Source organism: Baekduia alba (assembly GCF_028416635.1).
Lineage (GTDB): Bacteria > Actinomycetota > Thermoleophilia > Solirubrobacterales > Solirubrobacteraceae > Baekduia > Baekduia alba.
Genome location: NZ_CP114013.1, coordinates 2203499 through 2218366 on the forward strand (window position 1 = coordinate 2203499; position 14868 = coordinate 2218366).

At 74.9% G+C, this 14868-nt stretch carries 16 protein-coding genes; 12 read left to right on the top strand and 4 right to left on the bottom strand.

The features are described from left to right. Nucleotides 1–2: 2 nt before the first annotated feature. Genes DSM104299_RS11020 through DSM104299_RS11045 form a run of 6 tightly spaced genes read left to right on the top strand, consistent with a single transcriptional unit; the run spans nucleotide 3 to nucleotide 7899 of the window. A complete protein-coding gene (locus DSM104299_RS11020; RefSeq protein WP_272477355.1) occupies nucleotides 3–686 on the top strand; it encodes a CIS tube protein in 684 nt (227 codons plus the stop codon). Next, entirely contained in the window at nucleotides 683–2434 is a 1752-nt protein-coding gene (locus DSM104299_RS11025) for a VgrG-related protein (RefSeq protein ID WP_272477356.1), read from the top strand. Before DSM104299_RS11020 ends, DSM104299_RS11025 begins: the two co-directional genes overlap by 4 nt. Further along, the gene (locus DSM104299_RS11030) at nucleotides 2431–2859 is read left to right on the top strand and encodes a GPW/gp25 family protein (RefSeq protein ID WP_272477357.1); all 429 of its coding nucleotides are present in this window, start codon (nucleotides 2431–2433) and stop codon (nucleotides 2857–2859) included. The genes DSM104299_RS11025 and DSM104299_RS11030 overlap by 4 nt, the downstream gene beginning before the upstream one ends. Then, on the top strand, nucleotides 2856–4823 hold the full coding sequence (locus tag DSM104299_RS11035; protein ID WP_272477358.1) for a putative baseplate assembly protein: 1968 nt from the start codon (nucleotides 2856–2858) through the stop codon (nucleotides 4821–4823). The genes DSM104299_RS11030 and DSM104299_RS11035 overlap by 4 nt, the downstream gene beginning before the upstream one ends. Then, nucleotides 4820–5416, top strand: coding sequence for a phage tail protein (locus tag DSM104299_RS11040; protein ID WP_272477359.1), 597 nt, complete (start codon nucleotides 4820–4822; stop codon nucleotides 5414–5416). The genes DSM104299_RS11035 and DSM104299_RS11040 overlap by 4 nt, the downstream gene beginning before the upstream one ends. Next, a complete protein-coding gene (locus DSM104299_RS11045) occupies nucleotides 5413–7899 on the top strand; it encodes a PASTA domain-containing protein (protein WP_272477360.1) in 2487 nt (828 codons plus the stop codon). Before DSM104299_RS11040 ends, DSM104299_RS11045 begins: the two co-directional genes overlap by 4 nt. On the opposite strand, the gene DSM104299_RS11050 is transcribed toward DSM104299_RS11045, so the two are convergent. Next, entirely contained in the window at nucleotides 7890–8162 is a 273-nt protein-coding gene (locus tag DSM104299_RS11050) for a hypothetical protein (RefSeq protein WP_272477361.1), read from the bottom strand. The genes DSM104299_RS11045 and DSM104299_RS11050 overlap by 10 nt on opposite strands. Before the next feature lie 156 nt (nucleotides 8163–8318). Here DSM104299_RS11050 and DSM104299_RS11055 point away from each other — a divergent pair, with 156 nt between their 5' ends. From DSM104299_RS11055 to DSM104299_RS11070, 4 genes are all read left to right on the top strand, one after another. Next, complete coding sequence (locus tag DSM104299_RS11055) at nucleotides 8319–8942, top strand: response regulator transcription factor (protein ID WP_272477362.1); 624 nt, start codon at nucleotides 8319–8321, stop codon at nucleotides 8940–8942. Beyond that, entirely contained in the window at nucleotides 8943–9461 is a 519-nt protein-coding gene (locus DSM104299_RS11060) for an eCIS core domain-containing protein (RefSeq protein WP_272477363.1), read from the top strand. After that, the gene (locus tag DSM104299_RS11065; RefSeq protein ID WP_272477364.1) at nucleotides 9458–11398 is read left to right on the top strand and encodes an AAA family ATPase; all 1941 of its coding nucleotides are present in this window, start codon (nucleotides 9458–9460) and stop codon (nucleotides 11396–11398) included. Before DSM104299_RS11060 ends, DSM104299_RS11065 begins: the two co-directional genes overlap by 4 nt. A 95-nt stretch (nucleotides 11399–11493) precedes the next feature. Beyond that, nucleotides 11494–12381 (top strand): 3-hydroxybutyryl-CoA dehydrogenase, encoded by an 888-nt coding sequence (locus DSM104299_RS11070; RefSeq protein WP_272477365.1) that lies wholly within the window; start codon nucleotides 11494–11496, stop codon nucleotides 12379–12381. Between the two features lie 16 nt (nucleotides 12382–12397). Here DSM104299_RS11070 and DSM104299_RS11075 read toward each other — a convergent pair whose 3' ends face one another. Further along, nucleotides 12398–12904, bottom strand: a complete 507-nt coding sequence (locus DSM104299_RS11075; protein WP_272477366.1) for a MarR family winged helix-turn-helix transcriptional regulator — start codon at nucleotides 12902–12904, stop codon at nucleotides 12398–12400. A 109-nt stretch (nucleotides 12905–13013) separates the two neighbouring features. On the opposite strand from DSM104299_RS11075, the gene DSM104299_RS11080 reads away from it, so the two are divergent. Next, the gene (locus tag DSM104299_RS11080) at nucleotides 13014–13700 is read left to right on the top strand and encodes a ferritin-like domain-containing protein (RefSeq protein ID WP_272477367.1); all 687 of its coding nucleotides are present in this window, start codon (nucleotides 13014–13016) and stop codon (nucleotides 13698–13700) included. A gap of 19 nt (nucleotides 13701–13719) precedes the next feature. Then, on the top strand, nucleotides 13720–13905 hold the full coding sequence (locus DSM104299_RS11085; protein ID WP_272477368.1) for a Sec-independent protein translocase subunit TatA/TatB: 186 nt from the start codon (nucleotides 13720–13722) through the stop codon (nucleotides 13903–13905). A 50-nt stretch (nucleotides 13906–13955) separates the two neighbouring features. On the opposite strand, the gene DSM104299_RS11090 is transcribed toward DSM104299_RS11085, so the two are convergent. Further along, nucleotides 13956–14123: a hypothetical protein gene (locus DSM104299_RS11090; RefSeq protein WP_272477369.1), complete on the bottom strand. Its 168-nt coding sequence runs from the start codon at nucleotides 14121–14123 to the stop codon at nucleotides 13956–13958. Then, complete coding sequence (locus tag DSM104299_RS11095) at nucleotides 14120–14848, bottom strand: COG4280 domain-containing protein (RefSeq protein ID WP_272477370.1); 729 nt, start codon at nucleotides 14846–14848, stop codon at nucleotides 14120–14122. The genes DSM104299_RS11090 and DSM104299_RS11095 overlap by 4 nt, the downstream gene beginning before the upstream one ends. Nucleotides 14849–14868 lie beyond the last annotated feature (20 nt).

Here is a 14868-nt window from a genome sequence, read left to right on the forward strand (position 1 = left end):
CGATGCCCAACCAGCTCCCCACCAACTTCGTTCGCGCCTACCTGCTCAAGGAGGGCGGCAAGCGCATCATGTGCTGGTTCAATCCCAGCACGCTCTCCCTCACCCGCGCGTCGAACTGGTCCGCCGGCCAGACGACCACCCAGGCAACCCCGGACCTCGCCTACGCGGGCGGCGCCGCCGAGACGCTCCAGCTCAACCTCCTCCTCCACGCCGACGACTCCATGAAGGGCCGCAGCGGCGCCCAGGTCCGCGCCGGGATCGACACCATCTTCAGCCTGCTGGACCCGTCCGTCGAGGTCCCCAAGCGCACCCAGAAGCGCCCGCCGACCGTCCAGTTCGTCTGGGGCCAGTACGTCTCGTTCGTCGCGGTCGCCCAATCGGTCGCCGTGACCCAGGAGCTCTTCGACCCCGACGGCACGCCCCTGCGCGCCACGATCGCCGTCACCCTCAAGCAGTTCCGCCCCGACCCCGGTCAGGGCCCCTCACCCGGCCAGAACCCGACCACGCGCGCGACCAAGGGCCGCCGCTCGCACACCATCGCGCCCGGCGACTCGCTGGCCTCCATCGCCTGGCACCACTTCCGCGACCCGACGCGCTGGAAGGAGATCGCCGAGGCCAACGCCATCGACGACCCGACGCGCCTCACGCCCGGCGACCAGCTCCTGATCCTGACCGGCACGCCATGACCACGAAGGGCCCAGCCCCCGGCGTCGCCGGCTTCCGCATCCAGGTCAGTGGCACCAACGTCGATGCCGCCGTCCTCGCGGCCACGACCGAGATCGTCGTCGACGGCCGCCTGCGCGTCCCCGACCGCCTCACGCTGCGCCTGCGCGACGACGACTGCGCGATCCTCGACGACGGCACGTTCGCCGTCGGCACGGCCATCACGATCTCGCTCTCCTCGACCGAGGAGGCCGACACCGGCAAGGTCTTCGACGGCCAGGTCACGACGCTCGCCCCCGAGTTCGCCGACGGGATGACGAACCTCGCGGTCCTCGCCCTGGATCGCGGCTGCCTGCTGCAGCGCTCGCGCACCACGTCGACGTTCCAGAACATGAGCTACGGCTCGATCGCCTCGAGCCTCGCCTCGAAGGCCGGCCTCAGCGCCGGCACGATCAGCTCCGGCCTCACGCTCCCCTTCGTCCAGCAGAGCAACGAGACCGACTGGGACTTCCTCTGGCGCCTCGCGCTCGACGTCGACTACGAGGTCAAGGTCGAGGGCCGCGCCCTGCACTTCCGCCCGGCCGGGGGCGCCGGCGGCCACGCCGTCCCGCTCGCCCTCGGCGACTCGCTGCGCGCCTTCGCGCCGCGGCTCACCGGCGTCGGCCAGGTCGACTCCGTCACCGTCCGCGGCTGGGACGTCACCGCCGCGGCGGCGATCACGGCCAACGCCACGCCCGGGACGCCGCAGAGCAGCCCCGGGACCGCGCGCGACACCGTCACCAGCGCGTTGGGGTCGGGGACCGAGACCGTCGTCGACCACCCGGTCCTCAACACCGACCACGCCAACCAGGTCGCCAAGGCGATCGCGGCGCGGATCGCCAACGCCTACGTCGAAGGCTCCGGGCGCGCGCAGGGCAACCCCGCGCTCCTGGCCGGCGCGGTCGTCGAGATCACGGGCGTCGGCCAGGCGTTCAGCGGCCTCTACGCGCTCTCCGGCGTCCGCCACGTCATGCGCGCGTCGACCGCCTACGAGACGCACTTCTTCATCGACGGTCGTGAGGATCGCTCACTGCTCGGCCTCGCCACGCGCGGCGGCCAGCGTCAGGAGCGCGAGGGCTGGGGCCGGCGCATCGTCGTCGGCGTCGTCTCCAACAACGACGACCCCGACCAGCTCGGCCGCGTCCGCGTCCGCTACCCGGCGCTCGACGACAGCCACGAGGGCTGGTGGGCGCGCGTCGTCACGCCCGGCGCCGGCGCCGCGCGCGGTCTCGCGTCGCTCCCGCTCGTCGGCGACGAGGTGCTCGTCGCGTTCGAGCACAACAACGAGCAGCACCCCTACGTCCTGGGCTCGGTCTTCAACGGCCAGGCCAAGCCGGGCGCGCTGACCACGACCGACGGCTCGTTCTCGTGGACGTCGATCAAGGGCATGACCTTCGACGCGCCCGACCACGTCTCGGTCACGACCGCCGGCGCGCTGACGCTGACCGGGGTGGGGAAGACGACGCTCACCAACAAGCCCGGCGACACCCAGAAGGGCACGGCCGACGTCGAGGTCTCCGCCACCGCCGGCCTCGCGCTGTCGGGCGACACCGGCGTCACGCTCTCGACGCCGCAGGCCGCCAAGCTCACCGCGACGCAGTCGATGACCCTTGACGGCGGCACCGAGCTGACCGTCGGCGCCAGCGGCAAGGTCACCATCAAGGGCGCGACGCTGCAGCTCAGCGCCGACAGCCTGATCCAGATCTCCGCGCCCCAGGTGCTCCTCGGATGACCGAGCACGCCGACCAAGCCGCGCCCGGCGTCCTGGGCACCGGCCTGGCGTTCCCGTTCGCGGCCGACCGCCGCGCGGCGATCGCGCTGGTCGGCGGGGAGGACGACGTCGCCCAGGCGATCCGCATCATCCTGTCGACCGCGCCCGGCGAGCGCCCGATGCGCCCCGAGTTCGGCTGCGGCGTCCACGAGTTCGTCTTCGACCTCGTCGACCCTTCGACGCTCGGCCGGATGGAGCGCGCGATCCGCGACGCGCTGCACCGCTGGGAGCCGCGCATCGAGCTCGACGACGTGCGCTTCGAGTGGGATCCTGAGCGCGCAGAGGTGCTGCTCATCGAGCTCACCTACCGCCTGCGCGAGACCACGACCGTGCGCAACCTCGTCTACCCGTTCTACCTCGTCCCGGCCGAGGGCTCCGGCGCATGAGCCTGCCGGAGATCGTGCTCGACGACCGCGACTTCCAGTCGCTGGTCGACGAGGCGCGCCGCCGCATCGTCGAGTCCTGCCCGGAGTGGACCGAGCACAACGTCTCGGACCCCGGCATCACGCTGATCGAGCTGTTCGCGTGGATGACCGACCTGCTGCTCTACCGCGTCAACCGGATCCCGGACAAGCTCCAGCTGGCGCTCATGGAGCTCCTGCAGATCCGCCTGACGCCGCCCGAGGAGGCGCGCGCCGACCTGCGCTTCCTGCTCGCCGCCGCCCAGGCCGCGGCAGTGACGATCCCCGAGGGCACGTCGGTCGCCAGCGACGACGCGCCGGGGCACGCCGCGATCGTCTTCACCACGCGCACCGCGGTCGAGATCCCGCTGCTGCGCCTCCAGGCGATGGCGCTGCAGCGCGTCGGCGGGATCAAGGCGATCCCGGTGGTCGACGGCGTCGCGCGCCCGGTCAGCGCCGACCGCCCGGTCTTCGCCACGCCGCCGGCCGCGGTCGACGCGCTCGTGCTGGGCTTCGACCGGCCGCTTGGCCGTCTGATCGTCGACCTCGACGTCACGGCCGTCGAGGCCCGCGGCGTCGGCGTGCGCCCCGCCACGCCGCCGCTGATCTGGGAGGCGTCGGCGACCGACGGCACCTGGCTGCCGGTCGCCGTCCTGAGCGACACGACCGGCGGCCTGAACCAGATCCACGGGACGGTCCGCCTGCAGGTTCCGGCCGGCGGCGGCGCGGCCGCGGTCGGCGGCCTGTCCATGCACTGGCTGCGCTGCCGGATCGACGCGCCCGGCGACCAGCCCGAGCACGCCTACGTGACGCCGCCGAAGATCGTCGCGCTCAGCGCCGCGGCCGCCGGAGCGCTCGTGCCCGCCAGCCACAGCCACCGCATCGACGAGGAGCTGCTCGGCTACAGCGACGGCACGCCCGGCCAGACCTTCCGCGTGCATCGCCGGCCGGCGCTGCCGCTGGCCGGCGACGACGAGACGCTCGAGGTCCGCGACCCCGTCAGCGGCGACTGGACGCCCTGGGCGCTGCAGGAGTCGCTCTCGGCCAGCGGCCCGTTGGACCAGCACTACCGCTTCGACGCCGTCAGCGGCGAGGTCGAGCTCGGGCCCGCGGTCCGCGTGACCGGCGGCTGGCGCCAGTACGGGTCGGTCCCGCCCGCCGGCGCCGCGCTGCGGATCAAGTCCTATCGGTACGGCGGCGGGACCGCGGGCAACCTCGCGCCCGGGACGCTGACCAACCTCCGCGACGCCGTCCCCGGCATCGGCGCGGTCACCAACCCGGAGGTCACGTCGGGCGGGGTCGACGCCGAGTCGCTGGGCGAGGCACGCCAGCACGCCGCGCGCCGGCTGCGCACGCAGGGCCGCGCCGTCACCGCCGACGACTACCGCGCGCTGATCGAGCGCGAGAACCCGCGCGTCAACCGCGCGCGCTGCGGGCGGCCGGAGCCCGGCAAGGCGCTCCCGGTCTACGTCCTGCCGGAGCTCGGGAGCGCGGCCGGCCCGCTGAGCGTCGCCCAGATGACCGCGCCGCCCGAGCTGCTGGGCGAGGTCGCGCAGCTGCTCGACGAGCGCTGCGTCCTGGGGACGTCGGTGCACGTCACGCCGGTGCGGCTGCGGATCGTGACGGTCGCCGTCGAGGTCGTGGTCGCCGCTGAGCGCCAGCGCGCGGCGGTCGAGCAGGACGTCCTCGCCGCGCTCTACCGCTTCGTCAACCCCTACGTCGGCGACCGCCACGGCGCCGGCTGGGACTGGGGGCGCTCGCTCTACGCCGGCGAGCTCGCGCCCGTCGTGCGCGAGGTCGACGCGGTCCACGCCGTCAGCTTCGTGCGCCTCTACGAGGTGGGCGCCGCCGGCGCGCCCGCGCCCCAGCCGCTGGCCGACGGCCTGCACCTCGGCCCCGACGAGCTGCTGGCCTCCGGCCGCCACCAGGTCCACTCGGTCGTCGCATGATCGGGGAGCGGACCGCCGCCTCGGTCGCCGCGCCGCGGCCGCGCAGCGCGTCGGCGCGCCGGCTGATGGTCGAGGCGCTGCCGCCGATCTACCGCGACGTGCCGGCCGGCGGCGGAGCGCCGCTGGTCGAGCGCTGGCTGGGCGGGCTGGAGGAGGTGCTCGACCCCGTCGTCGCGTTGTTGGACAACCTGCCCGCCCACCTGGATCCGGAGCTGGCGCCCGACGACCTCGTCGACCTGCTCTGCGGCTGGGTCGGCATGCCGCTCGGCCCGGCCCTCGCGCTGGACGCCAAGCGCCGGCTGCTGGCCCACTCGGCCGAGATCGCCGACACGCGCGGGACGCTGCGCGGGCTGGATCTGGTCCTCGGCCTGGCGTTCCCCGACCTCGGGCTGACGGCGACGCACACCGGCGCGGTGACGACCGGCGCCGACCCGGCGGTGTCGCCGGACGCGCCCGCGCCGGAGATCGTGGTGCGCAGCGCGGCGCCGCTGGGCTCCGAGCAGCGCCTCGCGCTCCTGGAGCTGCTCGAGGACCAGCGCCCCGCGCACGTGCCCTGCCGGGTGGTCGACGGGCCGGAGGCGGCCACGCCGTGATCGGCTCCGGCACGCGGACGTGCCCGGTCTGCGGCCGCGTCCAGCCGCTGACCGTCGACTTCTGCGACTGCGGCGCCTACCTGGCCTGGAGCGACGTCCCCGCGCAGGAGGCGCCGACGACGGCCGACCCGGCGCCGGAGCCGGCGCCCGCCGCGCCCAAGGTCCTGCTCTTCGTCACCGCGGGCGCGACCGTCTTCCAGGAGGGCCAGGACCTGTCGGTCCCGGTCGCGCCCGGCAGCGCGATCGACATGGTGGCCACGATCCGCAACCTCAGCCGCGTCGTCGACACCTACACCTTGACGGTCGAGGGCGTCCCCGCGTCCTGGGTCGAGCTGCCGGCCGCGCGGGTCAACCTGATGCCGGTCGGTGCGGTCGGCGACTACGAGGGCAAGCTCCCGCTGCGGATCCGCGTCCCGCTGAGCAGCGAGGCGCTGGCCGGCGAGCGGGAGATCGACTTCGTCCTGCGGTCCGGCGCGCGCGACGAGGAGGTCGCGCGCGTCCCGGGCGCGCTGACGATCGCCCCGTTCTTCGCGCTCGTCTTCGCCGCCCGCCCAGCGGTCGTGACCGGCCGCCGCGGTGCCACCGTGCGGGCCGAGCTGCGCAACAGCGGCAACGCGCCGATCGTCCCGCGGGTCGTGGCCAGCGACGCTGACGCCGCCTGCACGTTCAAGGTCCCCGAGCGGATGCTCGCGATCGCGCCCGCCGCGACGATCGACGTCCCGATCCGCGTCCGCGCGCGCGGGAGACTCTACGGCCGCCCGGTCGACCGGGCGCTGACCGTCGGCGCGACCGCGTCCGGCCTGCCGGACCCCGCGCCCAAGCAGACCGTGGTGTTCCGCCAGCGGGCGCTGATCCCGTGGTGGGTGCCGATCATCGCCCTGGCGCTGCTCGGCCTCGCGCTCGCCGCCTACGCGGTGCTCAGCGCCCATCGCAAGGTGACGGTCCCAGCGCTGCGCGGCGCGTCGAGCGCGTTCGTCGCTCAGCGCACGCTCCAGGCGCGCGGCTTCACGGCGCCGCCGATCGTCAAGTCGCGCGTCGTCGCCGGCAAGAAGAGCGGCACGGTGCTCGACCAGGCGCCGCAGGCCGGCGAGAAGGTCAGCCCGGCGACCGTCGTGACGATCCGCGTCGCGGTGCCGCCGGCGACGACGATCATCCCCGACCTGCGCGGCCGCGAGGCGAAGTTCGCCGACGGCATCCTCACGCACACGCACCTCGCGCTCGGCACGGTCGTCCCGTCCAAGGACGGCAGTCGGCTGATCGTCGGCCAGTCGCCGCTGCCCGGCAACGTGCGCCCGCGCGGGACGGCGGTGAACATCGTCGTCGAGGGCAAGGGCCCGGTCGCCGTGCCGAAGGTGACGTGCGTGACGGTCGCGGTCGCCGAGCAGCGGCTGGCCAAGGCGGGCCTCAAGGCGCTGAACCTCGCGGACTTCACCGACACGACGACGATCGTCACCGGCCAGGTGCCGGCGGCCAAGCAGAAGCGGCCGCCGCTCACGGCGGTGCAGCTGATGTTCGACGACGCCGCGGCCAAGAAGTGCAAGTCGTCGAAGAGCGGCAAGGGCGGCTCCCCGAACGCGGGGGCGTCGAGCGTGACCGGCAGCAGCGGCGCCGACCCGACGGCCACGACGGCGGCCGCCGCGCCCTCGGTCGCGGGCCTGGGCTACGACGACGGCGTGGTGGTCCGGATGGCGCGGTCCTCGCGCGCGGCGGTGCCGGGGCGCCAGGCGGCGTGGTCGCCCGGCGGCAGCCTGCGCGCGGTCGTCGCGGGCGGCCAGGTGGTCGTGTCCGGGCCGGGCCTGGCCACGCCGGTCCGGATCGCCGCCGCGGACGGGCCGGCCAGCGCGCCGGCGTTCGCGCCCGTCGCGCCGCGACCGCTGGTCGCGTTCGTCGCCGGGGGCGACGGCGTCTGCCTGGCGCGGCTCGCCGGCGCGGAGCCCGACTGCCTGGACCTGCCGGGCATGGCGCCGCGGGCGGTGGCCTTCGGCGCCGACGGCACCACGCTGCTCGTCGTCGCCGCGCCGGCCGGCGACCTCGCCCATCCCGGCGTGCTGACGCTGACGACGAGCCGCCCCGGCTCGCCCCACCTCGCCGACTACCGCGGCGGGACGGAGCTCGTCCGGCCCATGGTCGGCGGCGTGCAGGGCTCGATCTTCGCGCTCGCGCCGCGGCCGGGCAGCGAGGTCGTCGCGATCGCCACCGACCTCGGCCGGCGTGGGCGCCTCGGCGCCGTCGGGGTCGTGCTCGTCGACGCCCGCCGCCTCGGGACGCTGACGGGCGCGCGCTGGACCGGACGGCGCGGTTGTCAGGTGGCCTTCGACCGCACGGGCGACCGCCTCGCGATCGCCGGCGGCGGGGCCGCCGTGACGTCCTGCCCGGCGCGGCCGGCGCCTGGGCCGGTCGTGGTCGTCGCCGCCGACGGCGGCGGCGCGACCGCCGCGGTCACGCCGAGCGGCGCGAGCCCCGCGTGGGAGGCTCAGCCTTGAACGGTGACCTGCCCCGGGAAGACGACCTGGATCGTCCCGGGCGGCACGCCGTCGGTCAGCCCGGTGGCGGTGGCGACCAGCGCGGGCTTGCCGGCGACGAGCACCTTGAGCGACCAGGAGCCCGGCAGGACCGAGACGACCGTGGTGCACGGCTTGGTCGCCGGGGTGGGCGGGATCGGGCAGCCGACGATCGGCGCGCCGAGCAGATCGGTGACCACCAGGACGGGCGCGCCGTCGATCAGCACCTTCGCCTGGGAAGGCATCGCGGTCACCTTGCCTCCGTGAATGCACAGGATCACGGATTCAGACGTCAAGATTGGTGCCAAATGCTGTGCGGTCCTTGTACCGGTGATGGACGGCTATCTAGTATGACGCCGCGCAGCAGAGACCGCGCAAGGCGACGGCGAACGGAGCGTGGAGTGCTGAGGGGTGGTGCCAAGGTCTTCCTCCTGGATCCCGACGGGATCTACCGGTTGGGGATGTGCGCGTGCCTCCAGGCGCTGCCCGAGATCGAGCGCGTCGACGCCGCCGGGTCGCCGGCCGAGGCGTGGGCGTCGACCGCGCTGGCCGGCGCCGACCTGGTCATCGTGTCGGTCGACGTCGAGCAGTCAGCGTCGATGATCGCGCAGCTCCATGAGCGGATCGGCTGCCGCGTGCTCGCGATCGCGTCGGGCCAGCAGCAGGAGGCGGTGCTGGCCGCCATCGGCGCCGGCGCGGTCGGCGTGCTGAGCAAGCGCGGGCTGACGTCCGACGCGCTGGCCGCGCAGGTCCGCGCCGCGCTGCACGGCGCCGGGCTCGTCCCGCCGGAGCTGCTGACGTCGCTGACGGGACTGCAGGGAGGCCGCGACTCGGGGCGCCTCACCAACCGCGAGCAGAGCGTGCTGGCGCTCTTCGCGGCGGGCAAGGTGACGCGCGAGGTCGCCAGCGAGCTGGCCTACAGCGAGCGGACGGTGAAGTCGGTCCTGCACGAGGCCGTCACCAAGCTGGGCGCGCGCAGCCGTGCGCAGGCGATCGCCTTCGCCGTGCGCGACGGGGTGATCTGAGTGCGCGATCGCGACGTCCGGCGACGGCCCGAGGCGGCCCCGGCGGCGCGGCCCGCGGTGCCACGCACGCGGGCGCCGGCCCGCGGCGGTCCCGGCAACCACGCGCTGGCGCGGCTGGCCGCGGGCGCCGGCATCCAGCCCGACGGCGTCGTCGTGCCGCAGGTCGCGCAGGCGATCGCCGGCCGCGCCGGGCGCGGCAACCGGCTGGACGGCGCGATGGCGGCGTGGTCCGACGCGGCGCTCGGCGGGCGCGGCGACCACGTGCGCGTCCACCACGACGCCGGCGCCGCGCGCCTGGCCAGCGCCGTCTCGGCGCGGGCCTTCACGGTCCGCAACGACGTGTTCTTCGGCGCGGGCGAGTACCGGCCGCACACCGCTCTCGGGCGCAAGCTGATCGCCCACGAGCTGACCCACGTCGCCCAGCAGCGCGGCAGCGCCATCGGCGGGTCGCTGCGCGTCACCGAGCCGGGCGACGCCCAGGAGCGCGACGCCGACCGCGTCGCCGGCGAGCTGCCGTGAGCACGACGCCCACCCGCGCCCGCGCCCCCGCGCTGGACGCCTGGGTCGGCGACGCCCTGCGCGCCGCGGTCGCGCGCGTCGCGGCGACCGAGCTCGACCCGACCGACCCGTTCCGCGGGCTGTACATCAGCGACCAGGCGGCGACCGACCTCGCGGCCGAGCTCGACGGCCCGGCCCTCGACGACCGCGCCCAGCTGCTCGCCGACGCCGTCGGCCTCGATCAGCCGCTCGACGTCGCGGTGCTCGCGCTGTGCGCCGCGCCCGACCTCGACGCGCGCTACGGGCGCCTGATCGGCTACCTGCACGACGACGTCGCGCGCGCCCGCGCCAGCCCGCGGCTCGTCGCGCGGCTGCTCGCCGACGCCGGCGCCGAGCCGCGCCAGGTCGTCGCGCGGCTCGCCCGCGACGCGCCGCTGCGCGCGCTCGGCGTCGTCCGGATGCTCGACGGCGACGGGACGCTCCCGCTCGCCGACCGCGCGCTGGTCCTCGACGACCTCGCGGTCGCGGTCCTGCTCGGCGCCGACCTCGCCGGCCGCACGCCCGCCGACGGCGTGCGCCTCCTGACCCCGCCCGACGGCCATCCCGGCCACGCGACGATCATCGCCGAGCTGCGCACGGCGCTGCGCGGCGACGACGGCCCACCGCTGGTCGTCGCCGGCCCTGACGCCGAGCCGGTGCTCGCCACCGCGGTGGGCGGCCCCGTGGTCCTCGTCGAGGCGGCCCGGCTCGCCGACCCGGAGACCGTCGCCTGCGCCGCCCTGCTCGCCCGGCTCGACGGCGCGCCGGTCGCGGTCGAGGGGCTCGCCGACCTCCCGGCGGCCGGCGTTCCCGCCTTCCGGCGCGCGCTCCAGGACGGCGCGGCCCGGATCGTGCTCGCGAGCGGGGGCGCGGCGACGCTGGAGGCGGTGGGGCGGACGGCCGTCCACGTCGTCGAGGTCCCCGCGCTGACGCGCGACGAGCGCCGCGCCGCCTGGGCGCAGGCCGCGCCCGACGCGGCGCTGGACGACGTCGCCGACCGCTTCACGTTCGCGGCGGTCGAGATCGCCGACATCGCGGCGGCGGCCGCCACCGCGGCGGGCGCCCAGGGCCGCGCGCCCGCCGCCGGCGACGTGCTGGAGGCCGCGCGGGCCGCGTCGCGCCGCGCGGTCGGACCGCTCGCCGCGCGCCTGGACGGCGGCGCCGGCTGGAGCGACCTCGTCCTGCCCACCGAGGAGCTCGCGGCCCTGCGCGCCGTCGCGGGCTTCATCCGCAACCGCGAGCGCGTCGTCGGCGAGTGGGGCTTCGGCGCGCTGCGCGGGGCGCCCCGCGGCCTGACCGCGCTGTTCTCCGGCCCCTCGGGCACCGGCAAGACGCTGGCCGCGCGGGTCCTGGGGGAGGAGCTCGGCGTCGAGGCCTACCGCGTCGACCTCTCCGCGATCGTCTCCAAGTACATCGGGGAGACCGAGAAGCACCTCGAGCAGATCTTCACCGTCGCCGGGCGCGTGAACGCGCTGCTGGTCTTCGACGAGGCCGACGCGCTCTTCGGCCGGCGCTCCGCGGTCACCGACGCGCGCGACCGCTACGCCAACCTCGAGGTCGCCTACCTCCTGCAGCGGCTGGAGAGCCACGACGGCGCCTCGATCCTGACGACGAACCTGCGCCAGAACATGGACGCCGCGTTCCTGCGGCGCTTCGACTACGCCATCGACTTCCCGGCGCCGTCGGTCGAGCACCGCGTCGAGCTCTGGCGCCGGCACCTGCCGCCGACCGCGCCGATCGCCGCCGACGTGTCCCTCGACGCCCTCGCCCGCCACGACCTGACCGGCGGCTCGATCGCGACCTGCACCCGCGTCGCGGCCTTCGCCGCCGCCGACGACGGCGCCATCGGCATGCGCCACCTCGAGGCGGCGGTGGCGCTGGAGATGCGCAAGCTCGGCCGTCTGACCGGGCAGCTGTAGCCCACGCGAGTCAGATAATAGGAAGGGCGACTATCGGTCGGGCGCGGTCCTGCTAGCGTGGGCCGCGCACCCGCCCAGCGCTCCCGGAGGTCTCGATGTCGCAGCAGGAACCGTTCAGCCAGGTCGGCGTCGTCGGCGCGGGCTTCATGGGCTCGGGCATCGCCGAGTCGACCGCGCGGGCCGGGGTGCCGGTCGTGCTCTACGAGCCCGAGGACGCGCCGCTGCAGCGCTCGCGCGAGCGGATCGAGACGTCGTTGGAGCGCGCGGTGGCCGGCGGCAAGTTGGACGCCGACGAGGCGGCGCAGCTCGTGTCCCGCATCGCGTGGACGACCGACCTCGACGCGTTGGACGGCAGCGACCTCGTGGTCGAGGCGATCGTCGAGGACCCGACTGTCAAGGGCAAGGTCTTCCGGACCCTGGACGAGCGCATGGCGCCCGACGCGCTGCTGGCCTCCAACACCTCGTCGATCCCGATCGCGCAGCTCGCGTCCTGGACCGAGCACCGCGAGCGCGTCCTCGGCCTGCACTTCTTCTCGCCGGTCCCGGTGATGAAGCTGGTGGAGATCGTCGTCGCGCTGGACACCGCCGACGCGGCGGTCGCGCGCGCCGAGGCGTTCGCGGCCGCGATCGGCAAGACGCCGATCCGGACCAAGGACCGCTCCGGCTTCATCGTGAACATGCTGCTGGTGCCGTACCTGATGGCCGCGGTCCGGATGTACGAGGACGGGTTCGCCTCGCGCGAGGACATCGACCAGGGCATGAAGCTCGGCGCCGGCCACCCGATGGGCCCGCTGACGCTCTGCGACTTCATCGGCCTCGACGTCCTCTACGCGGTCTGCGACTCGTTGTACGAGGAGTTCAAGCGCCCCGAGTACGCGCCGCCGCCGTTGTTGAAGCGCATGGTCGTCTCCGGCCATCACGGCCGCAAGACCGGTCGCGGGTTCTACGAGTACGCGCCCGCGCGCGTGAGCGCGCCGGCGTGACCTGAGGCGGGCCGCGTCAGCCGGCGAAGTCGTCTTCGTCGGCGCGCAGCTCGCGCAGGATCTCGAAGAGCTCCTGGAGCTGGCGGCGCTTCAGCGGCGCCGTGCCGAAGCGCGCATCGTTGATGACGGCGGTCGACGCCACGGCGACCTCGCGGCCGCGCTCGGTGATCGCGGCCAGCCACTTGCGACGGTCCTGCTCGTGGCGGGAGCGCTCGACGTAGCCGAGCTTCTGCAGGCCGTCGATGGTGTTGGTGACGCTCGTGGGATGGATCTGGAGCCGTGCGCCCATCTTGCCCAGGGGCAGCGACCCGTTGCGGCTGTAGTACAGGAGCATCAGCGCCTCGTAGCGCGGGAACGTGAGGTCCCAGGGCGTGAGCAGTGCGTTGAGCCGCGCGGTCAGGATCTGCTCGACGCGCATGATCGACGTGACCGCGACCATCGACGGCACGGGCGCGGCGCCCCAGTTCTTCCGCCACTGACGAGCGGCCTCGGCGATGGGGTCGAACGGCAACGGCTCTGGCACCGGCGCAGCGTGTCACATGGGCGACGTTGGCGCGTCGGCCGCTGATCCGATCGCCGTTCGGGGGCGCAGGCACGAGTGGATGCACAACTCCGAACCACGAGGACGGACCATGCACGATCGACTGAGCGTCGTCGAGCTCGACGGCGACGAGGCCGTGGCCGAGGCCATGGCCGGGCTGGAGGAGGCGGGCCAGACTCGTGGCGGGCTCTTCCGCCGAGCCGGCGTCGCTGCGGGCGGGCTGGGGATCGCCGCCGCGGTCATGCCGGGGCTGTGCGGCGGCACCGCAAGCGCTCGCGAGGGCGGTTCGAAGGCCCAGGACGTCAAGATCCTGAACTTCGCGCTCACGTTGGAGTACTTGGAGGCCGCCTTCTACGCCGAGGCCGTCGGCCGCGGGATCTACACCGGCGCCGTCGGCACGTTCGCGTCGACCGTGGCCTCCCACGAGGCGACCCACGTCGCGACGTTGAAGTCCGTGCTGGGCGCCACGGCCGTCGCCAGCCCGAAGTTCGACTTCCAGGGCACCACCAAGCAGTGGAAGACGTTCCTGCGCACCGCCAAGACGCTGGAGGACACGGGCGTCGCCGCCTACCAGGGCCAGGCGCCGCGCATCCACCAGAACGCGGTGCTCGGGCCGGCCGCGGCGATCCTCGCCGTCGAGGCGCGCCACGCCGCGTGGGTCCGCGACCTGCTCGGCGCGGGCAAGACCGTCAAGCCGGCGCCCGACGCGTTCAGCCCGTCGCTCACCAAGAGCCAGGTGCTGGCCGCCGTCGCCGGCACCGGCTTCATCAAGGCCTAGGAACAAGGAGAACAAGAACATGCCCATCGGATTCCCCGAGATGCTGGTCATCCTGGTCCTCGCGCTCATCGTGCTCGGCCCCAAGCGCCTGCCCGACGCGGGCAAGTCGCTGGGCAAGGGCATGCGCGAGTTCAAGGACAGCCTCAACGGCGGCGGCAGCGACTCGCAGGACGAGGAGCCGCCCGCCGTCCGCCCGGCCGCGTAAGCCGCCGACCACGCCCGACCGCTGCCCGCGCGGAAACGCGCGGGCGGCGGTCAGCGGCGCCGGACCGACCAGGCCAGGCCCGCGCAGACCACGACCGGCAGCAGCCACCACGCGTTGGCGCCCACGGCCGCGGTCGCCGCGACGCCGGCCCCGACCACCGCGAAGAGCCACGGGTCGTCGCCGACGACGAAGTCGTACAGGAACCGCAGCACGCTCACGGGGCCACCGCCGCTCGTGTGCTCCGGACCAGGACGGCGCTGAACGCCGCGTAGACGGCGACGAGCGCCAGGATCGCGGCGTCGCCGCCGGGCCAGTCCATGCCCGAGCCCTCCGCCACCCAGAACGTGCCGAGCGCGGTCAGCAGGATCCCGACCGCGAACTTGATGGTGTTCTCGGGGACGCGGCTGAGCGGCGCGTGCGCCAGCGCGGCCGCGAGCACCACCAGCAGGATCGCGACGACCGCGGCCACCGCCGCCAGCGGCACCGACCCCTGGCTGCTGCCCAGCGTCACGACGATGAACGCGACCTCGAGGCCTTCCAACACCACCGCCTTGAAGCTGATCGTGAAGGCGTAGGGGTCGAACGCGCTCGCGCCGCCGTCCGCCGCCCGCGCCGCCGCCAGCTCGCGCGCGTAGATCGCGTCCTCGTCGTGCAGCGCCTTGACGCCGCCGGCGCGGAGGATCGCCTTGCGCAGCCACTGGAGCCCGAACGCGAGCCCCAGCCCGCCGACGACGATCCGCAGTGTGTCGATCGGGACCGCGGTCAGGGCCGGTCCCAGCGCGCCGACCACCGCCGCGAGCACGACCAGCGCCGCGCCCGTCCCCAGCCACGCCGAGCGCCAGCCGCGCGTCACGCCGACCGCGAGCACGATCGTCACCGCCTCGACGCCTTCGACGGCGCAGGCGGCGAACACCGCGAGGAAGAGGACGACGTCGTGGCTCATCGGCTCAGGGGACCGCGGAC

Coding starts and splice junctions, on each gene's coding strand:
- DSM104299_RS11020 (WP_272477355.1), top strand. CDS start 3: ATGCCCAACCAGCTCCCCACCAACTTCGTTCGCGCCTACCTGCTCAAG.
- DSM104299_RS11025 (WP_272477356.1), top strand. CDS start 683: ATGACCACGAAGGGCCCAGCCCCCGGCGTCGCCGGCTTCCGCATCCAG.
- DSM104299_RS11030 (WP_272477357.1), top strand. CDS start 2,431: ATGACCGAGCACGCCGACCAAGCCGCGCCCGGCGTCCTGGGCACCGGC.
- DSM104299_RS11035 (WP_272477358.1), top strand. CDS start 2,856: ATGAGCCTGCCGGAGATCGTGCTCGACGACCGCGACTTCCAGTCGCTG.
- DSM104299_RS11040 (WP_272477359.1), top strand. CDS start 4,820: ATGATCGGGGAGCGGACCGCCGCCTCGGTCGCCGCGCCGCGGCCGCGC.
- DSM104299_RS11050 (WP_272477361.1), bottom strand. CDS start 8,162: ATGCCTTCCCAGGCGAAGGTGCTGATCGACGGCGCGCCCGTCCTGGTG.
- DSM104299_RS11070 (WP_272477365.1), top strand. CDS start 11,494: ATGTCGCAGCAGGAACCGTTCAGCCAGGTCGGCGTCGTCGGCGCGGGC.
- DSM104299_RS11080 (WP_272477367.1), top strand. CDS start 13,014: ATGCACGATCGACTGAGCGTCGTCGAGCTCGACGGCGACGAGGCCGTG.
- DSM104299_RS11085 (WP_272477368.1), top strand. CDS start 13,720: ATGCCCATCGGATTCCCCGAGATGCTGGTCATCCTGGTCCTCGCGCTC.
- DSM104299_RS11095 (WP_272477370.1), bottom strand. CDS start 14,848: ATGAGCCACGACGTCGTCCTCTTCCTCGCGGTGTTCGCCGCCTGCGCC.